Source organism: Actinosynnema sp. NPDC002837 (assembly GCF_040295345.1).
In the GTDB taxonomy this organism is placed as follows: Bacteria; Actinomycetota; Actinomycetes; order Mycobacteriales; family Pseudonocardiaceae; genus Actinosynnema.
In genome coordinates this window covers 1-17,302 of record NZ_JBEOVG010000107.1, presented here as the reverse complement: position 1 = coordinate 17,302, position 17,302 = coordinate 1, and the positions used below count along the sequence as shown (strand labels likewise).

The 17,302-nt window shown below is 71.7% G+C and carries 16 protein-coding genes and 1 pseudogene; 9 read left to right on the top strand and 8 right to left on the bottom strand.

Going from position 1 to position 17,302, the window contains the following annotated elements; all coding sequences use genetic code 11:
- Nucleotides 1-40: 40 nt before the first annotated feature.
- The 6 genes from ABTZ99_RS39490 to ABTZ99_RS39465 all read left to right on the top strand — a co-directional run bounded on the left by ABTZ99_RS39490 (nt 41) and on the right by ABTZ99_RS39465 (nt 5,626).
- On the top strand, nt 41-1,111 hold the full coding sequence (locus ABTZ99_RS39490) for a hypothetical protein (protein ID WP_498772318.1): 1,071 nt from the start codon (nt 41-43) through the stop codon (nt 1,109-1,111).
- Nucleotides 1,108-1,908: a hypothetical protein gene (locus ABTZ99_RS39485; RefSeq protein ID WP_499618139.1), complete on the top strand. Its 801-nt coding sequence runs from the start codon at nt 1,108-1,110 to the stop codon at nt 1,906-1,908. The genes ABTZ99_RS39490 and ABTZ99_RS39485 overlap by 4 nt, the downstream gene beginning before the upstream one ends.
- Nucleotides 1,905-2,237: a hypothetical protein gene (locus ABTZ99_RS39480; protein ID WP_498772322.1), complete on the top strand. Its 333-nt coding sequence runs from the start codon at nt 1,905-1,907 to the stop codon at nt 2,235-2,237. Before ABTZ99_RS39485 ends, ABTZ99_RS39480 begins: the two co-directional genes overlap by 4 nt.
- Entirely contained in the window at nt 2,234-3,325 is a 1,092-nt protein-coding gene (locus ABTZ99_RS39475) for a hypothetical protein (RefSeq protein WP_499618137.1), read from the top strand. The genes ABTZ99_RS39480 and ABTZ99_RS39475 overlap by 4 nt, the downstream gene beginning before the upstream one ends.
- A gap of 268 nt (nt 3,326-3,593) precedes the next feature.
- Entirely contained in the window at nt 3,594-4,352 is a 759-nt protein-coding gene (locus tag ABTZ99_RS39470; RefSeq protein WP_498772326.1) for a bestrophin-like domain, read from the top strand.
- Entirely contained in the window at nt 4,349-5,626 is a 1,278-nt protein-coding gene (locus tag ABTZ99_RS39465) for a hypothetical protein (protein WP_499618135.1), read from the top strand. Before ABTZ99_RS39470 ends, ABTZ99_RS39465 begins: the two co-directional genes overlap by 4 nt.
- A 1-nt stretch (nt 5,627) precedes the next feature.
- Here the strand turns inward: ABTZ99_RS39465 and urtE are convergent, their stop codons facing one another.
- The 5 genes from urtE to urtA are packed head-to-tail and all read right to left on the bottom strand — an operon-like array spanning nt 5,628 to nt 10,221.
- Nucleotides 5,628-6,323 carry an urea ABC transporter ATP-binding subunit UrtE gene (gene urtE, locus ABTZ99_RS39460; protein WP_498772807.1) on the bottom strand — a complete coding sequence of 232 codons (696 nt, stop codon included), beginning with the start codon at nt 6,321-6,323 and terminating at the stop codon, nt 5,628-5,630.
- Nucleotides 6,323-7,072, bottom strand: coding sequence for an urea ABC transporter ATP-binding protein UrtD (gene urtD, locus ABTZ99_RS39455; protein WP_498772330.1), 750 nt, complete (start codon nt 7,070-7,072; stop codon nt 6,323-6,325). Before urtD ends, urtE begins: the two co-directional genes overlap by 1 nt.
- Entirely contained in the window at nt 7,069-8,115 is a 1,047-nt protein-coding gene (gene urtC, locus ABTZ99_RS39450; RefSeq protein WP_499618133.1) for an urea ABC transporter permease subunit UrtC, read from the bottom strand. Before urtC ends, urtD begins: the two co-directional genes overlap by 4 nt.
- On the bottom strand, nt 8,112-9,002 hold the full coding sequence (urtB, locus tag ABTZ99_RS39445; protein WP_498772333.1) for an urea ABC transporter permease subunit UrtB: 891 nt from the start codon (nt 9,000-9,002) through the stop codon (nt 8,112-8,114). The genes urtC and urtB overlap by 4 nt, the downstream gene beginning before the upstream one ends.
- A 1-nt stretch (nt 9,003) precedes the next feature.
- Nucleotides 9,004-10,221 carry an urea ABC transporter substrate-binding protein gene (gene urtA / locus ABTZ99_RS39440; RefSeq protein ID WP_499618131.1) on the bottom strand — a complete coding sequence of 406 codons (1,218 nt, stop codon included), beginning with the start codon at nt 10,219-10,221 and terminating at the stop codon, nt 9,004-9,006.
- Nucleotides 10,222-10,482: 261 nt separating this feature from the next.
- Here urtA and ABTZ99_RS39435 point away from each other — a divergent pair, with 261 nt between their 5' ends.
- The 3 genes from ABTZ99_RS39435 to ABTZ99_RS39425 are packed head-to-tail and all read left to right on the top strand — an operon-like array spanning nt 10,483 to nt 13,424.
- A complete protein-coding gene (locus ABTZ99_RS39435; protein ID WP_498772337.1) occupies nt 10,483-11,622 on the top strand; it encodes a DUF418 domain-containing protein in 1,140 nt (379 codons plus the stop codon).
- Entirely contained in the window at nt 11,619-12,509 is an 891-nt protein-coding gene (locus ABTZ99_RS39430; RefSeq protein WP_498772339.1) for a LysR family transcriptional regulator, read from the top strand. The genes ABTZ99_RS39435 and ABTZ99_RS39430 overlap by 4 nt, the downstream gene beginning before the upstream one ends.
- Nucleotides 12,510-12,563: 54 nt before the next feature.
- Entirely contained in the window at nt 12,564-13,424 is an 861-nt protein-coding gene (locus ABTZ99_RS39425; protein ID WP_499618128.1) for a maleylpyruvate isomerase family mycothiol-dependent enzyme, read from the top strand.
- A 27-nt stretch (nt 13,425-13,451) separates the two neighbouring features.
- Here ABTZ99_RS39425 and ABTZ99_RS39420 read toward each other — a convergent pair.
- From ABTZ99_RS39420 to ABTZ99_RS39410, 3 genes and pseudogenes are all read right to left on the bottom strand, one after another.
- Nucleotides 13,452-13,625 (bottom strand): annotated as a pseudogene (locus ABTZ99_RS39420) (helix-turn-helix domain-containing protein); the annotation flags it as partial.
- A 167-nt stretch (nt 13,626-13,792) separates the two neighbouring features.
- A complete protein-coding gene (locus ABTZ99_RS39415) occupies nt 13,793-15,997 on the bottom strand; it encodes a pectate lyase-like domain-containing protein (protein WP_499618126.1) in 2,205 nt (734 codons plus the stop codon).
- A gap of 123 nt (nt 15,998-16,120) precedes the next feature.
- Nucleotides 16,121-17,164 carry a LacI family DNA-binding transcriptional regulator gene (locus ABTZ99_RS39410; protein ID WP_499618124.1) on the bottom strand — a complete coding sequence of 348 codons (1,044 nt, stop codon included), beginning with the start codon at nt 17,162-17,164 and terminating at the stop codon, nt 16,121-16,123.
- Between the last annotated feature and the right edge of the window lie 138 nt (nt 17,165-17,302).

Genomic DNA, 17,302 nt, shown 5'->3' with positions numbered 1-17,302 from the left:
CGATTCCCGGGCCACCCCCGGCGCGGGCACGCTCGTCCCCATGACAGTGGGGCGCGAAGCAGAAGTTGCCGACCTGGCGGGGAGCCCGACGACGAGCGGGCGTCCCCGCGCCGACTACCGCACGGACCTGATCACGGTGCTGCTCGGCACCTGGTTCTCGATCGGGCTGTTCCTCGACGCGTGGGCGCACTCCAACGTGCCCGAGCTCGAGTCGTTCTTCACGCCGTGGCACGCGGTGTTCTACTCGGGCTTCGCCGCGACCGGCGCGTGGATCCTGTGGGTGCTGTGGCGCAACTACCAGCAGGGGCTGCGCGGCCTGGACGCGGTCCCGATCGGCTACGGGCCGGCGGTGATCGCGCTGCCGGTGTTCGCCGCGGCGGGGGTCGGCGACTACCTGTGGCACACGTTCATCGGCATCGAGCAGGGCATCGACATCCTGTTCAGCCCGACCCACCTGGTGCTGATCTCGTCGATGGTGCTGATCCTCACCACGCCGCTGCGCACCCTGTGGAGCGACCGGGACGTGGTGAGCCCGTCGCTGCGGCGATTCCTGCCCGCCGGGCTGGCCCTGGGGTTCACCACCTCGCTGGTGCTGCTGTTCGCCGGGTACGCCGACGCGACCGTGTTCACCACCGAACAGGTGATCAGGGCGTTCAGCTTCGAGAAGGGCGCCAACGGCGCCGGCCGGGCGGCCGAGCTCGCCGCGTCGATCATGTTCACCAACCTGATCATGATCCTGCCGCTGCTGCTGGCCGTGCGCCGGTTCCGGCTGCCGTTCGGCGCGGCGACCCTGCTGGCGTTCGTGGTGATGCTGCTCAGCACCGCCGTCGCCAACTACACCAACATGAGCATCGCGATCGGGTTCCTGGTGTCCGGGGTGGTGATCGACGTGCTGCTGCTCAAGCTGAACCCGTCGGAGAGCAGGCTCAAGGAGTACCGGATCTTCGCGGCGGCGGCGTCGTTCGTCACGTGGGCGGTGTTCTTCGCGGCGGCCATCATCGAGCAGGGCACCACGCCGAGCGTCACCGAGATGTGGACCGGGGCGCCGGTCATGGCCGCGCTGCACGGCGTGCTGATGGCGGTGGTGCTCGTGCCGACCGCCCGCCGGTGAGGGCGCTGCTCGCGGCCCTCGTCCTGGTGATCACCACCGCCGGCCCGGCCCAGGCGCACGCGGGCGGCCTCACGCCGCAGGACCACCTGAGCCGGGTCACCGGGATCGAACCGCCGCTGCCCGGCGTCACGGCGGCGATGGTCAACCACGGCACGCAACTGGAGATCCGCAACGGGAGCGCCGTCGCGATCACCGTCGGCGGCGCCGGTGAACGGACCGCGGAGCACGCGATCGGGCCGGGCGAGACCTACCGCTACCGCGACGAGCGCACCACCGCTCCGCAGTGGGAGGTGCCGCTCGGCCACGCGGTGATCAAGGGCCAGGTGGACGTCGTGCCCGGCCCGAACCCCTTGTGGTGGCTGCTGATCACGGCCGCGCTCGCCCTCGGCGGCTACTTCCTGGGCCGCGCGCGGGCGCTGCTCGCGGTCGGCGTGGTCGTGGTGACGGCCGCGCACGGGTGGCACGCGGTCGGCGCGACGCTCGCCGTGACGGGCGGGTCGTTCGTGCCGCTGCTGCTCGGCGCGACCGGCGTCGGCCTGGTGGCGTGGCCGCTGGCGGTGGTCGCCGTGGTGGCGGCGGTGCGGCGCAGGCCCGCGACGGCGTTCGTGGCGGCCGTCGTGGGCGCGATGCTGGTGGTGGCCGGGATACCGGACTTCGACAGCTTCCGGTTCTCCCGGCTGCCGTTCGCCGGTCCGGCCGACCTCGACCGGCTGCTCGTGGCACTCACCCTGGGCGGCGGCCTCGGCCTCGCCGCAGGCGGATTCGACTACCTCAGAAGGACTGGATCGACCACATGAAGACCGTTCACGCCCTGCTGCTCGCGCTGCTCGTGCTCGCGGGCTGCTCGTCCGGGCCCGAGGCCGCGCCGCCCGCCGCCGGCCCACTGGTGCTCGACCTCTCGGTGGACCACGCGTCACCGCAGCGGGTGGAGGCGGTGCGCGGGCAGGCCGTCGAGCTGACCGTCACCAGCGAGCAGCCGGTGGACGTGCACGTGCACGGCGTCGACGTGCTGGCCAAGGCGGAGAGCGGGAAACCCGCCGTGCTCAAGTTCACCGTGGACCGGACGGGCACCTACGACGTGGAGGCCCACCCGGACACGCTGCTCGTGCAACTGGTGGTGCGGTGACCGTCCTCGCCCACGGCGTCGGCGCGCGGCACGACCTGCCGCTCCCGCTGGACCTGGTGCTGCAGGGCGCGGCGGTCGCGCTGCTGGCATCGTTCCTGGCGCTGGGCCTGCTGTGGACGAAGCCCCGGTTCGACGCCGCCGAGCCCGCGCCCGACCGCGACTGGTGGCCGGTGCGGCTGCTGGTCGCGGTCGGGCTGGTGCTCGTGCCCGCCGCGGCGTGGCCGCACCTGGTGTTCGTGCTGGTGTGGGTCGGCGTGCCGGTGCTGTCGATGCTGTTCGGCCCGGTGTGGCGGGTGCTCAACCCGCTGCGCGTGGCCGCCCGCGTCACGCTCGGCCGCGCGTACCCCGAGCGGCTCGGCCACTGGCCCGCCGCGCTCGGCCTGCTCGCGTTCACCTGGGTGGAGCTGGTCTCGCCGGACGCGCTGCCGTGGTTCCTGGTGGCGCACGCGGTGGTGAACGTCGCCGGCGGCGTGGTGTTCGGCCGCACGTGGTTCGAGCGCGCCGACGGGTTCGAGGTGTTCTCGACGCTGCTGGGCCGGCTGTCGCCGCTGCGCGGCAACCCGTTCCGCGCGCTCGTCGCCACGCCCGTGCGGCCCGGTCTGGTCGCGGTGGTGGCGGTGCTGCTCGGCTCGACGGCGTTCGACAGCATCGGCTCCACCCCCGCCTGGGAACGCCTGTCCGTGCCGGACACGGCGGGGCTGGTGGCGGCCGTGGCGCTGGTCGCGGGCAGCTACCTGCTGGCGTGCCGGTCGTTCGGCGGGCAGCTCGCCCACTCGATGGTGCCGATCGTCGCCGGGTACGTCGTGGCGCACTACTTCTCGCTGCTCGCCGTGGAGGGCCAGCGGGGCGTCGCGCTGCTGTTCGGCCACACCGGCTTCACCCCCGACGACACGCTCGCCGCACCCGTCCTGGTGGCCTCGGTGCAGCTCGGCGCGGTGCTCGCCGGGCACCTGCTGGCCGTGGTGTCCGCGCACGACCGCGCGCTGCGGCTGCTGCCGGCGAACCGGCACTTGACCGGTCAGGTGCCGTTGTTGGTCCTGATGGTCGGCTACACCTCGGGCGGTTTGGCGCTGCTGTTCGCGGGCTGAGCGGTATTCTGAAGGTCCACGACGGTCTGTCGTGACGCAAATAGCTCGATCGGGCTAGCCGGTTAACTCGATGGGCTGGATTCCACCGCATTCTGGCGGCTTCCCGCTGGCAGTCCTGCCCGTGCGAGGTGACCGTGTCACCTGAGAGATTGGGGTTTCCTGGCACTCGGATGAACGTACTTCTCACTGGATCGGGTCGATCACTAGCTTTCGGGTGAGTGAAATCGGCGGATCTGTGGAATTCATCCCGAGTGACGAAAGGGTGTCGATGAGCATTTACCTCACAGGTCTGCTGTGGGTCGCCGGCGCGGCGGTCGTGGCCGCCGTGATGGCCTACGTGATCCGCAAGTACGGCGAGCTGGAAGGCCGCTCGGCCAACAACGAGGCCGCGGGGCAGGTGTTCACGATCGTGGCCGGCCTGCACGCGGTCCTGGTGGCGTTCGTGCTCATCGCCCTGTTCGACTCCGTCACCCAGGCGAGTGACGCCGCGTACCGCGAGGCGGACGGGCTGGTGGCGGCCACGTGGGCGAGCGACTCGCTGCCCGAGGCGACCGGCGCGCAGGTGCGCCAACTGTCCCGCGAGTACGCCGTCACCGTGATCGACGACGAGTGGCCCGGCATGGTGGCGGGCACCGCGTTCGAGTCGAGCGGCTGGTCGCAGCTCGACCAGCTGCGCCGGATCGTGGCCGAGTCGCCGACGACCGACGAGTGGCAGGTCGACCGCAAGACCGAGGCCGCGAACCAGCTGTGGCAGGTGTACCAGGCCAGGCAGGAGCGGCTGGACGCGGCCGGCGGCGGCATCAGCTCGGTGGTGTGGTTCGTGCTGATCGCGGGCAGCGTGCTGGCGGTGTGCCTGCCGCTGCTGTTCGGCGGTCCGCGCATCCGCACGCACGTGCTGATCGTGGCGACCTTCGCCGCCACCATCACGCTGCTGCTGTACGCGACCTACCAGCTGCAGAACCCGTTCGGCGGCGGCGCCGGGGTGAGTCCCGCGGCGTTCGAGGCCGCCGTGGAGCGATTCGGATGATCGAGGCGCTCGCCCAGGTCGTGTGCACCGCCATCCAGGTCGAGGCGGAGGCGCACGGCCCCTCGACCGTATTCCAGGTGCGGCTGCCGTCCGGCGAGACGTCCTCCCTCACCACGCTGGACCTGCGGCTGAACGCCATCGGCTTCGCCGCGGAGCAGAACCTCGTCTACGGCGTCGACCACCACGGCCGGCTCGTAGCCCTCGACAGGACGGGCCGGGTGGTCGTGAAGGCGCCCCGCCCGACACCCCTGCTGCGCAACGCGACGGCGGGCGCGGTGGTGGACGGGCAACTGGTCGTGCGGGTCGGTCCGTGGCTGCACTCGGTCGACATCGACCGGGACAGCCCCACGTTCGGGCACGTGCTGCACCAGGCGTGGCTGTGGCCGGCGGAGGGGACGACGGTCGACGACTTCGACGTGAACCCGGACGACGGCCTGCTCTACGGCGTCGCCACGCACGCCCACGGCTACGGCGTGGTGGTCAGCATCGACCCGCGCACCGGCCGGACGAAGGCCGTGCCCGGCGCCGGCCGGTTGCCCGGCGGCAGCGGCTACGGCGCGGTGACCCTCGCGCCGGACGGCGCGCTGTACGCCACGAACAACAGCCGCGGTGGTCGGAGCACGTTGTGGCGGGTGGCGCTCGACGGCTCGGGCGTGGTCACGGAGATCTCGTCCCGGAAGGCCCTGCACACCATCGACTCGTCGGGCTGCCTGACCACGATCCCGATCCCCACCACGACCACGACACCGCCCACCACCACGACCACCACACCACCCACGACAACGACGACCACCACCACACAACCCACCACGACGACCACTACGCCGCCGACGACGACCACCACCACCACACCGCCCACGACGAGGACGACCACGCCACCCACGACGACCAGGACCACCACGACAACCCCGCCACCGACGACGACCACCACCATCGCCCGGACGACCACCACCACGACAACGACGACGACCACCACCACGACCACCACGGTTCGCCCCGCACCCGCGGTGCCGCCGCGGCCGAACGTCCCGCCGCTGCGGACCACCCCGCCGCAGAACCCCCCGCCTCCGCCACTGCCCCCGCCCGCGGAACCGCCCGTGGAACCGCCACCGCCTCCACCGCCGGCCGACCTCGAGGCGCCGGACCGGCGGGTGGAGACGTTGGCGCCGACCGACAACACCGTCCGCGACCAACGGCGGTGGGGCCTGGCCGCGATGGTGCTGATCCTGGCCGCGGGCGCGCTCGCCCGCCAGGCCGCGAGCAGGCGCCGGTAGGTCAGACGGCCAGCATCCGGCGCACCTCCTCGTCGTGCAGCTCCTCCGCCGCGCCCGCGCGCACGACCTCGCCCGCGTCCAGCACCACGAAACCGTCGGCCAGCCGCAACGCGAAGTCCAGGTACTGCTCCACGAGCAGCACGGTCAACCCGACCTCCCGGTGCAGCCGGTCGATCGCCGCCTCGATCTCGTCGATCACCGACGGCTGGACGCCCTCCGTGGGCTCGTCGAGCACCAGCAGCCGGGGCCGGGTGATCAACGCCCGCGCGATCGCCAGCTGCTGCCGCTGACCACCGGACAGGAGACCCGCCGGCCGCTTGAAGAACTGCCGCAACGCCGGGAACACGTCCAGCGCCTCGTCCACCGCCGCCGGGTCGCGGTGCCCGGTGGCCTCCAGCGTCACCCGCAGGTTCTCCCACACGGTCAGCTGCGGGAACGAGACGTGACCCTGCGGCACGTACGCCATGCCCGCGCGCACCCGCAGGTGCGTCGGCAGCCGCGTGATGTCCTGCCCGTCGAACGTGATCCGGCCGGCCGTGGGCGTGAGCGTGCCCATCACCGTCTTGAGCAACGTCGTCTTGCCGACCCCGTTGCGGCCCATCACGCACACCAACGACCCGGCGGGCACCTCCAGCCCCACGCCGAACAGCACCCGCGCCCGCCCGTAGGCGGCGTCCACCCCGGACACCGACAGCATCACGTGACCGCCTTCCCCTTGGCCCGACCCAGGTACACCTCGCGCACCCGCGGGTCCTCCTGCACCTCGGCGACGGAACCCTCGCGCAGCAGGCGACCCTGGTGCAGCACGGTGACCTTGCGCGCGTACCTGCGCAGGAACTCCATGTCGTGCTCCACCACGACCACCGTGTGCGTCGAGGCGATCCGGTGCAGCAGCTCGCCGGTCCGCTCCCGCTCCGACCGGCTCATGCCCGCCACCGGCTCGTCCAGCAGCAGCAGCTTCGGCTGCTGCACCAGCAGCATCCCGATCTCCAGCCACTGCCGCTGCCCGTGCGAGAGCACACCGGCGGGCTTGTCGGCGGACGCCGTCAGGTCCGCCGCCTCCAACGCGGAGGCCACCGCGTCGGACACGCCGCGCCGCCGCCGCAGCAACGACCGCAGCGGCAACCGGAAGTTCGCCGCGAGGTCCAGGTTCTCCACCACGGTCAGCTCCTCGAACACGGTGGCGGTCTGGAACGTGCGGCCGACGCCCATCCGCACGATCCGGTGCTCGCGGCGCCCGACCAGCTCCTGGCCGCCGAACCGCACGCTGCCCGCCGCCGGCGCGGTCAGCCCGGTGACCACGTCGATCAGCGTCGTCTTGCCCGCGCCGTTCGGCCCGATCAGGAACCGCAGCTCGCCCTCCTCGACGGTGAGGTCCAGCCCGTCGATCGCCGCGAACCCGTCGAACACCACGCGCAGCCCGCGCACCTCCAGCAACGCGCTCACGCCAGCACCTCCACCGGACGCCGCCGTGCCGCCACCCGGTCCCGCGCCGACTCGACCAGGCCCGCCAGGCCCTTCGGCGCGAACACCAGCACGAGCACGAACAGCCCGCCCTGCAGGTACAGCCAGCCCTCGGCGAAGTCCTCGCTGAACAGCGTCTTGGCGTAGTTCACCGCGATGGCGCCCGCGATCGCGCCGGCCAGCACGAACCGGCCGCCGACCGCCACCCCGACCAGCAGCTCCAGCGACGGCACGATGCCGAGCAGCGCGGGGGAGATGATGCCGACGACCGGCACGAACAACGCGCCCGCCAGACCGGCCATCACCGCCGAGACGGTGAACGTGATCGCCTTGACCACGGCCGGGTCGTAGCCGAGGAACCGCACCCGGTCCTCGCCGTCGCGCACCGCCACCAGCAGCCGCCCGAACCGGCTGCGCACCAGCAGCTTGGCGACCAGGAACGTCACGCCCAGGACGAGCGCCGTGACGGCGTACACGGCGCGCTGCCCGTTCGGGTCGGTGAGGTCCAGCCCGAAGAACTGGCTGAAGTTCGTCATCCCGTTCGTGCCGCCGGTCAGGCCCTGCTGCCCGACCAGCAGGATCACGAACGCCGCCGCCAACGCCTGGGACAGGATCGCGAAGTACGCGCCGCGCACCCGTTGGCGGAACACCAGCAGCCCCAACAGGAACGCCACCAGCCCCGGCACCAGCACCACCGCCGCCAGCGCGAACACCGGGTTGCCGAACGGCTTCCACAGCGCGGGCAGCTCCTCGACGCCGCTCCACACCATGAAGTCCGGCAACCCGGCCGACCCGGCCTCCTTCAGCTTCAGGTACATGGCCATCGCGTAGCCGCCCAGGCCGAAGAACACGCCCTGCCCGAGCGTCAGCATCCCGCCCTGACCCCAGGCCAGCGCGATGCCGACCGCGACGATCGCGAAGCACAGGTACTTCGCCAGCAACCCGAGCCGGAACGGCGAGAGCGCGAACGGCGCCAACGCCAGCAGCACGACGCACACCACGAGGGAGATGCGACCCCACGTCATACCAACGCCCTCCCCTTCAGCACGAACATGCCCTGCGGCCGGACCTGGAGGAACGCGATGACCGCCACGAACACCAGCACCTTGGCCAGGCTCGCGTCCGTCCAGAACTCCAGGTAGCCGTTGAGGAACCCGAGCGCGACCGCCGCCAGCACCGCGCCGCGCAGCTGGCCGAGCCCGCCCGCGACCACGACCAGGAACGCGTCCACGATGTAGAAGGTGCCCAGGCTCGGGCCGACCGGGCCGACGAGCGTCAGCGCGACACCCGCCACCCCGGCCAGCCCCGAGCCGAGCAGGAACGTGAACCGGTCCACCCGCCCGGTGGCGATCCCGCTGTACGCGGCCAGTTCCCGGTCCTGCACGACCGCCCGCATCCGACGCCCGGCCGGCAGCCTGGTCAGGTACAGCCACACCCCGACCACGCACAGCACGGCCAGCACGACGATGAACACCCGGTTGTACGGCAGGCGCACGCCGAGCACGTCGACGCCGCCCACCAGCCAACCCGGCGCGGTCACCTGCACGTTCGGCGCGCCGAAGACGTCACGCGCCAGCTGTTGCAGCACCAGGCTCACGCCCCAGGTCAACAACAGCGTGTCCAACGGCCGCCCGTAGAACCGCCGGACCAGCGACCACTCCAGCAGCAGCCCCATCACCCCGGCCACGGCGAACGCGACCGGCAGCGCGATGAGGAACGACTGGCTCGTGTCACCCAGAAGAGATGAACTCTGCAACAGGTACGCGGTGTAGGCGCCCGCCATGATGAACTCGCCGTGCGCCATGTTGATCACGCCCATCTGGCCGAACGTGAACGTCAGGCCGAGCGCGATGAGCAGCAGCACCGCGGCGATGCTCAGCCCGATGGGCAGCTGGTTGACCAAAGCGCCCATGTCAGCTCAACCCGCCCGCCCAGTCGTAGCTCTTCAGGTACGGGTCCGGCTTGATCGGACCGGGCGAGGACCACACCTCCTTGATCTGGCCGTCCGCCTGCACCAGGCCGATCCGCGCGGTCTTGGCGACGTGCTGGTTGTCGCCGTCGATGGTGGTGGGGCCCTCGGGCGCCTCGATCGTGATGCCGCCCGCGGCCTTCCGCACCGCCTCGACCTCCGTCGTGCCCGCCTTCTTCACCGCCTCCGCCCACAGGTGCACGGCGTTGTAGCCGGCCTCCATCGGGTCGGACGTCACCTTGTCCGCGCCGTACTTCGCCTTGAAAGCCTTGACGAACGCGTCGTTCGCGGGCGTGGTGGTGGTCTGGTAGTAGTTCCACGCCACCAGGTGCCCGGCCACGTTCTCCGGCCCGATGCCCTTGACCTCCTCCTCGGCGACGCTCACCGACACCACCGGCGTGGTCTGCGGCGTGATGCCGGAACCGCGCAGCTGCTTGAAGAACGCCACGTTGCTGTCGCCGTTGAGGGTGTTGAACACGGCGTCCGGCTTCGCGTCGGCGATCTTGTTGACCAGCGTGCTGTACTCCGTGTGGCCGAGCGGCGTGTACTCCTCGCCCAGGACCTCGATGCCCTTGGCGGCGGCGTACGCCTTGATGATCTTGTTGGCGGTGCGCGGGAACACGTAGTCGCTGCCGACCAGGAACATCTTCTTCTTGCCCTGCGCCGCCAGGTAGTCCAGCGCGGGCACGATCTGCTGGTTCGTCGTCGCGCCGGTGTAGAAGATGTACGGCGAGCTCTCCAGGCCCTCGTACTGCACCGGGTACCACAGCAGCGCCTTGTTGCGCTCGAACACCGGCAGCATCGCCTTGCGGCTGGCGGAGGTCCAGCCGCCGAAGACCGTCGCCACCTTGTCCTGCGAGATCAGCTTCTGCGCCTTCTCGGCGAACGTGGGCCAGTCCGACGCGCCGTCCTCGACGACCGGGACGATCTTCTTGCCCAGCACGCCGCCCTTGGCGTTGATCTCCTCGACGGCCAGCAGCTCCGCGTCGCGCACGGTCACCTCGCTGATGGCCATGGTGCCGCTCAGCGAGTGCAGGACGCCGACCTTGATCTCGTCACCGGAGGCCCCCGCGCCACCGCCGGGCTCGTCGACGCAGGCCGTCGCGAGCAGGGCGGGCAGCAGGAGGGCGATCAGTCCGCGGCTGAGGGTTCTGGAACGCACCGGCGGCTCCTTTCGGGCAGGTGGAACCGAGAAGCTATGAACCGCGTGTTGCGTGCCGGGCGCGGGAGGTTACGTTCGTGTGGCCAAATCCGCACGGTATGGACTTGTGACCATCCGCGCTCACCTTGCGCGGTCGTCGTGTCATCCGTTCGGCCGTCACCCATCGTCCGAAGGTGCGACACCGCCGGACACCTTCGACCGACGAGCGCCGAGGGCCTCTCGTCCTACGTTCGCCCGGTACCTAGTTCGGGGAGGCGGGTCATGGGCGGACGAATCGTGGCGCTCGACGTGCTGCGCGGGGTGGCGATCCTGGGCACGTTCGGGACCAACGTGTGGGCTTTCACGCACCCGCAGGGGGTGACGGGCTTCCTGGCCGGTTTCGGCTCGGGCGCGGGCGACACCGCGACCGCACTGCTGCAGATGATCACCAACGGGAAGTTCCTGGGCCTGCTGTCGATCATGTTCGGCATCGGCCTGGCGATCCAGCACCGCTCCGCCGGTAGGCGGGGGCAGCGGTGGCCCGGGTGGTACCTGTGGCGCTCGGCGCTGCTGCTGTTCGAGGGCCTGCTGCACTACGTGCTGGTCTTCGAGTTCGACGTGCTGATGTTCTACGCGGTGGTGTCCGTGCTGGTCGCCTACCTGGTGGGGCGCGGCCGACGGGTCCAGGTCGGCTGGATGGTCGGGATGGGGGCGGTGAACCTGGGAGTCGTCGGCCTGATCACGCTGGCGCTGCTGACCGGCGCCACGACGGTCGGGGATCCGGGGTTCGTGCTCGCCACGGACAGCTGGTGGGACGGGGTCCAGGCGCGGATCGAGCACTTCGCGGTCTTCCGGGCCGAGGGGTTCCTGGTGCTGCCGCTGAGCGCGCTGCTGTTCCTGGCCGGCGCTCGGCTGTTCCAGGCGGGCGCGTTGGAGGACTCTGCGCGTGGCGCCCGCATCCGACGGCGGCTGGTGGTGTGGGGCCTCGGGGTCGGCGTGCCGCTGAACGTCACCACCACGCTCGCCGGCGCCGACTGGTTCGCCGTCGACCGCTACGTGTGCGCGCCGCTGGTCGCGTTCGGGCTGCTCGGCGCGATCACCGCGCTGGTCCACCGGATGCGGGCCGAGGCCGGTCCGGTGCGCCGCGGCGTGACGGCGGTCGGTCGGGCGGCGTTGAGCTGCTACGTCGCGCAGAACGTGATCGCGTCCGCGCTCTGCTACGAGTGGGGCCTCGGCCTGGCGCGGCGCTGGGGTCACCTCGGCCCGTGGTTCACCGGGGCGGTGTGGCTGGTGGTCGCCGTGCTGCTGGTCGTGGGCGCGTCGTGGTGGATGCGGCGGTTCGAGCGCGGACCCGTGGAGGCGGTGTGGGACTGGGCCTACCGGGCGCCACGCCGTCGGTCGGCCAATACGCTGGCGGTATGAGTCCCCTCGACGTGGACACCAGGGTGCTGCGGTACTTCGTGGCCGTGGCCGAGCGCTTGAGCTTCACCGGGGCGGCGCGGGCCCTGTACGTCTCGCAACCCGCGTTGAGCAGGCAGATCAGGCAGCTGGAGACGGACCTGGGCGTCGAGTTGTTCGTGCGGACCGGCCGGGAGGTCCGGCTGACCGCGGCGGGCGGTGACCTGCTGCCGTTGGCGCGCCGGGCGCTGGCCGAGTGGCGGGACGCGGTGCGGTCGGCGCGTTCCGCGGCGGCGGCCGAGGCGAACGTGCTGCGGGTCGGGTTCGTCGCGTCGGGCGGTGGCAGCGTGGCGCGACGGGCCCGGGCGGCGTTCGCCGAGCAGCGGCCCGACGTGACGATCGAGCCGAAGCGGTGCGACTGGGGCGGCGAGCCGGACGCGTTGCGGCAGGGGCTGGTCGACGTGGCGTTCGTGTGGCTGCCCGCCGACACCGACGGCCTGCGCACCCACGTGGTGGCGACCGAGGCGCGGTACGTCGCCCTGTCCCGCGACCACCCGTTGGCCGCGCGCGAGTCGGTGGGCATCGCGGACCTGGGCGACGAGCCGCTGATGTGGACGCGCAAGGCGCCGAAGGCGTGGGTGGACTGGTGGGCCGTCAACCCGCGGCCGGACGGCCGCGAACCCGTGTGGGGACCGGAGAACGACAACGCGGACGAGATGCTGGAGCACGTCGCGGCCGGTGCGGCGGTGTGCTTCGGCCCGGAGTCGATGGCGGAGTACTACGCGCACCCCGACCTGGCGTGGCGGCCGGTGACCGACATCGAGCCGCTGCGGGTCGCGATCGGGTGGGCGCCGGAGACGGCCCGGCCGGTGGTGCGCGCGTTCGTGGAGACCACGGTGCGGCTCCGCTAGCCCTCGTCGCTGAAACACTGTTATGGTACGTGCCCGGGCGACTTGGGGGGTGCCGTGGTCGAGCAGCAGTGGCCGGCAGTGCGGGACGTGCTGTCGGACGTGACGGGTCGGTTCGCCGACCTCGTCGCATCGTCGGACCCGAGCGCGCTCGCCACCGCCGACTGGACGGTGGCCGACACGGCGGCGCACGTCGTCGCCATCGCCTCGATCTACACCACGTTGCTCGCGCCCGGCGGCGGGGAGGTGGCCGACCGGAGCCTCGCCGAGCACATCCCCGCGGTCACCGTGGACACCGTCGCCAACCTGAACGACCTGGCCCTGCGGCGGTTCACCGAGCGCGACCCCGCCACCCTGAGCGCCATGCTGCGGTCGATGGTGGCCACGATCCTGGAGGTGACGACGGAGGCCGACCCCGAGCGGACGGTGCCGTGGCTGGGCGCGTCCCAGGTGCCGATCGCGGGCGTGCTGGCCCACCTCGTCAACGAACTGCTGGTCCACGGGTGGGACATCGCCCGGGGCGCCGGCACGCCGTGGTCGATCCCAGCGCGTGAAGCCGCGTTGTTCTTCGACCTGTTCATCGTCGGCATGATCCGCAACGACGTCGGCGGCGTGCTCGACGGCGAGCCGCCCAGCGACCGCCGCGTCGCGGTGGCGTTCCGCTCACCCCACACGACCCCGGTGACGATCGTGCTGCACCAGGGCCGGGTGTCGATCGGGGAACCGGGCGAGCCGGTCGACGTGCGCCTGACCTTCGACCCGGCGGTGCTGAACCTGGTGCTGTTCGGCCGCGTCAGCCGCGCCCGCGCCGCCGTGACGGGCAAGCTGCGGGTCGCCGGACGACGCCCGTGGCTGCTGCCCGCGTTCCTGCGCAAGGTGCGGCTGCCGACGAACTCCCTGCCCCTGTCGGCGGGCTAGCGGCTTCCCGGGTGACCCGTCATCGGCGAAGCCCAGGTCCGCCGCCAGGCCCGCCAGGTCGCGCTCACCGCCCTCCAACCGCTCCACCGCGCGCCCCACCCGCACCCGGTTGCGGAACCTGGTCAGGGACGCGCCCACCTCGCGGTTGAACGCGCGGCTCAGGCGGTAGGGCGACACGCCGAGCGCCTCCGCCAGGGGCACCAGCCCGGCCGACTCGGGCGCGTCCGCCAGCACCGCCTCCCGTGCCGCCGCGACCACCGCGCGCGCCGCCGGAACCGGCCGCGCCGCACGAGCACGACCACGTGCCCGGACCCCAGCGAACCGCCCCGCCGAGGACGGAAGCCTCGGCGGGGCGGTTGCTCACGCGATCACGGGTAGTTGACGACGTAGCGCTGCTGCGTGGCCATGTTCGCCGCGCCGCCGACGCCGTTCACGACGTTGTCGATCGTGCCGACACCGCCGAGCGACACCGTGACCAGGTCGTGCAGCCGCACGCCCGACCGGTTGGGCACCTCGAAGCCGTTCGCCGTCCGGATGCTCGGGTCGGCCTGGTTGAAGGCGTACACGCCCATGCCCCAGCCCTCGTGGGTCGTGACGTGGTCGCCCACCTTGTACCCGGCCCAGCCCAGCTTCGAGCCGTTCATCCACGCGGCCTGGTTCGGCGGGTCGTACGGCAGCTCGTTCTGGTAGAAGTACGTGCGGCCGCCGTTGCCGTTCCACACCGTGTTGTACTCCTGGTAGTGCTCGACGAACAACCCGTACGCCGTCACGTTGTCACCGTTGACGACGACGCCGTTGCGACCGGTGTTCGCGGTCCAGCCGGTCGGGCCCGTGCCGTGGTCGGCGCGCCACACCCACGTGTGGTCGACGATCACGTGGTCGCTGTTGATCTCCAGCGAGGTCGTCGCCTTGCCCGCCTGCGGACCGCCGACGCGCAGGTACACGTCGTGCATCGAGGTCGGGTTGGCGGCGTGCGACGCCGACGAGGTCGTCGGGCCGAGCTGGAGCAGCACGGGGGAGTTCTGCACACCGGCGTCGACCAGGAACCCGGCCAGCTTCACACCGTCCACATCGGACACGGCCATCGCGGCCTTGCCGGTGTCGGGCGACAGCGTCGCCAGGCCAAGGCCGAGCACCACGGTGTTCGGCCGGGTCACGTTGATCGTGTCGGTGAGGCGGTGCACACCCGGCGTCAGCAGCAGGTGCTTGCCCTGCGCCAGCGCCGCGTTCGTCGTCGCCACCGGCGTGCCGGGCTTGACGATGAAGAAGTCCGCCAGCGAGATCGACTGGCCGGCGGGCGCGCCCGCTTCCCAGCTCGTGCCGCGGGCGTTCTGCCGCAGCGCCGGGACGAACACCTTGTACTCGCCGTTCTCGAAGTACAGGAACGGCTTCTCGCGCACGACCGGGCTGGTGTCGACGGTGGTGTGCGAGGGGTTCGGGAAGTGCTGCGCGGGCGCGCCCTGCGTGCCGACGAACACCATGTTCCACACCGAGCCGCTCCAGCCGCCCGCGAGGTTGCTGTTGCGGGTCAGGAACTGCTGCTGCGAGCCGGAGACCGCGACACCGTCGATCTTGCTGTCCACGATCAGACCGCCGGACGCCCAGCCGTCGCCGCCGTTCCACAGGTGGATCTGGCCGCTGAGGTGCATCCGCCGGTAGGACGCGGCCTGCGAGACGGCCCACCGCTCGATCTGCCCGGCCGGCAGGTTGACGTGCAGGTTCTCGGCCTGGCGCCAGAAGTTCTGGGTGGCGTTGCCGAGGTTGTTCGGGTTGTCGCCCTGCTGGAGCCAGTCCGCCTCGACGCGCACGTGGCCGTTGAGCCGCACGTCGTCCGGGCGCAGGCCGAGGCCCGCGACCTGGGTGTAGAAGCGGAGGTTGACGTCCGCGTCGTACACGCCCGGCTTGTACAGCACGGCGTACCGCTCGGAGCCGAACTGGTTGGTCTTCATCTGGGTGGCGATCTGGTCCAACCGCGACTGCATCGCGGCCCGGTCGTAGCCGGGGCCGTAGACGAGCACGTTGGGACCGAAGTCGGGGTTGCGCGGGTCGGTGGGCGGGATGACGGGTCCGCCGGTCGTCTCGGTGTTGACTGCCAGCTCCCACAGTGAGTAGCCGTAGCCGGTGGCGCGCGCCGTGCCGTGGACCCGCAGGTAGCGCCCGGAGCCCGCGACGGTCAGGTTCTGCACGCCACCGGTGCCGGTGGTGGTGGAGTAGACGGTGTTCCAAGTGGACGCGTTGTCCGACAGCTGCACCTGGAACGCCCGGCCGTACGCGGCCTCCCAGGTCAGGGTCACGCGGCAGACCTGCTGCGTCGAGCCGAGGTCCACCTGGACCCACTGCGGGTCGGCGAACGCGCTGGACCAGCGGGTGCCGGTGTTGCCGTCGACCGCGGCGGCGGCAGGGGTGCCGCCGTTCTCGACGGAGGACGCGGTCGCCGGGCGGTTCAGCGCGGCGTTGGTCGTGCCGCACTCGGCGGCCTGCGCGGACTGGGTGATCACGGGGCTGAGCACCGCGGCGAGGCCGAGTGCCAGCGCGGCGGTCAGGACCCGTGACAGGGAACGGGGAGAGCTCATTGTCCTACCTGACGAGGTAAGGGGCGCGAGAAGGCCCGGAGCCGTGCCTCCGTGGCACCGGAGGCGCTGAGAGAGCGCTCTCTCGGAGCGTAACGCCGATGTCGCGAAGACGTCAACGACGGTTCAGGCGGAATCGCGCACGACGAGCGAGGGTTCGAAGATGACGGATTTGGGGCGCAGTCCCGGTTCTTCGACGTGGTCCAGCAGCAACCGGGACATCCCGGCCGCCATGTCCTCCACCGGTTGCCGCACGGTGGTCAACCTCGGTCGGCACGACAGCGCGGGGCTGCTGTCGTCGAAGCCCACCAGCGCCACGTCCTCCGGGACGCGCCTGCGGTGCTTGTGCAGCACCAGCAGCGCGCCTTGCGCCATCAGGTCGTTGGCCGCGAACACGCCGTCGATGTCGGGGTGCTCGGCCAGCAGCCGTTCCATCGCGGCCTCGCCGCTGATCGAGGTGAACCCGCCCTCGGCGATCGGGACGTACGGGAAACCGTGCCGCGCCATGGCGTCGCGGAACCCGGTCAGCCGGTCCTGGGACGCGGGCACGTCCAGCGGGCCGGTGATCGTCGCGACCTGTGTGCAGCCGCGACGCACCAGGTGGTCGGCGGCGAGCTTCGCGCCGGCCTGGTGGTCGAGGTCGACGTAGCTGATCGGCACGGGCCGGGCCGGGCGCGCGAACAGCACGGCGGGCAGCTCGGCGTCGACCAGGCGGGTGGGCAGCGGGTCCTCGGCGTGGGTCGAGACCAGCAGCGCGCCGTCCGCGCTGCCCTGGCGGAGGAACGACAGCACGTCCTCGCGGGCCGGTTCGGTGTCGGCGACCATCAGCACCGGGTGCACGCCGCGCGTGCGCAGGAAGCCGAGCACGCCGCTGGCCACCCGGCCGAAGAACGGGTCGGAGAACATGCGTGCGGCGAACGCGTCCTCGTCGCCCGGGTCGCCCGCGCCGGACACCACCAGCGCGATCGTCCCGGCCCTCTTGGTGACCAGGGAGCGCGCGGCGCGGTTGGGTGCGTAGCCGGTCTTGTCGATGGCGGCGCGCACGACTTCCTGGATCTTGCGGTCGACGTTGCGGGTGCCGTTGATGACGCGGGAGACGGTGGCGCGGGACACGCCGGCGACCCGCGCCACGTCTTCCAACGTCGGCGGGGTCGTCGGCGATCTGCTCATGGGGGTCATTCTGCCACGGGGGTGGAGAGCGCTCTCCGTAGTCTGGCTCTGTTCGGCTCGATTTGACATGGGGCCCTTACGGGCACCCCAGGCAGGCCAAAGCCGGGCAGGCCTGGCGGGAAAAGCGTCCGCCAGGCC

Bases quoted from the DNA above. Each gene is read 5' to 3' on its own strand.
- ABTZ99_RS39490 (WP_498772318.1), top strand. From the start codon at position 41: ATGACAGTGGGGCGCGAAGCAGAAGTTGCCGACCTGGCGGGGAGCCCG.
- ABTZ99_RS39480 (WP_498772322.1), top strand. From the start codon at position 1,905: ATGAAGACCGTTCACGCCCTGCTGCTCGCGCTGCTCGTGCTCGCGGGC.
- ABTZ99_RS39470 (WP_498772326.1), top strand. From the start codon at position 3,594: ATGAGCATTTACCTCACAGGTCTGCTGTGGGTCGCCGGCGCGGCGGTC.
- ABTZ99_RS39465 (WP_499618135.1), top strand. From the start codon at position 4,349: ATGATCGAGGCGCTCGCCCAGGTCGTGTGCACCGCCATCCAGGTCGAG.
- urtE (WP_498772807.1), bottom strand. From the start codon at position 6,323: ATGCTGTCGGTGTCCGGGGTGGACGCCGCCTACGGGCGGGCGCGGGTG.
- urtC (WP_499618133.1), bottom strand. From the start codon at position 8,115: ATGACGTGGGGTCGCATCTCCCTCGTGGTGTGCGTCGTGCTGCTGGCG.
- urtB (WP_498772333.1), bottom strand. From the start codon at position 9,002: ATGGGCGCTTTGGTCAACCAGCTGCCCATCGGGCTGAGCATCGCCGCG.
- ABTZ99_RS39435 (WP_498772337.1), top strand. From the start codon at position 10,483: ATGGGCGGACGAATCGTGGCGCTCGACGTGCTGCGCGGGGTGGCGATC.
- ABTZ99_RS39430 (WP_498772339.1), top strand. From the start codon at position 11,619: ATGAGTCCCCTCGACGTGGACACCAGGGTGCTGCGGTACTTCGTGGCC.
- ABTZ99_RS39415 (WP_499618126.1), bottom strand. From the start codon at position 15,997: ATGAGCTCTCCCCGTTCCCTGTCACGGGTCCTGACCGCCGCGCTGGCA.
- ABTZ99_RS39410 (WP_499618124.1), bottom strand. From the start codon at position 17,164: ATGAGCAGATCGCCGACGACCCCGCCGACGTTGGAAGACGTGGCGCGG.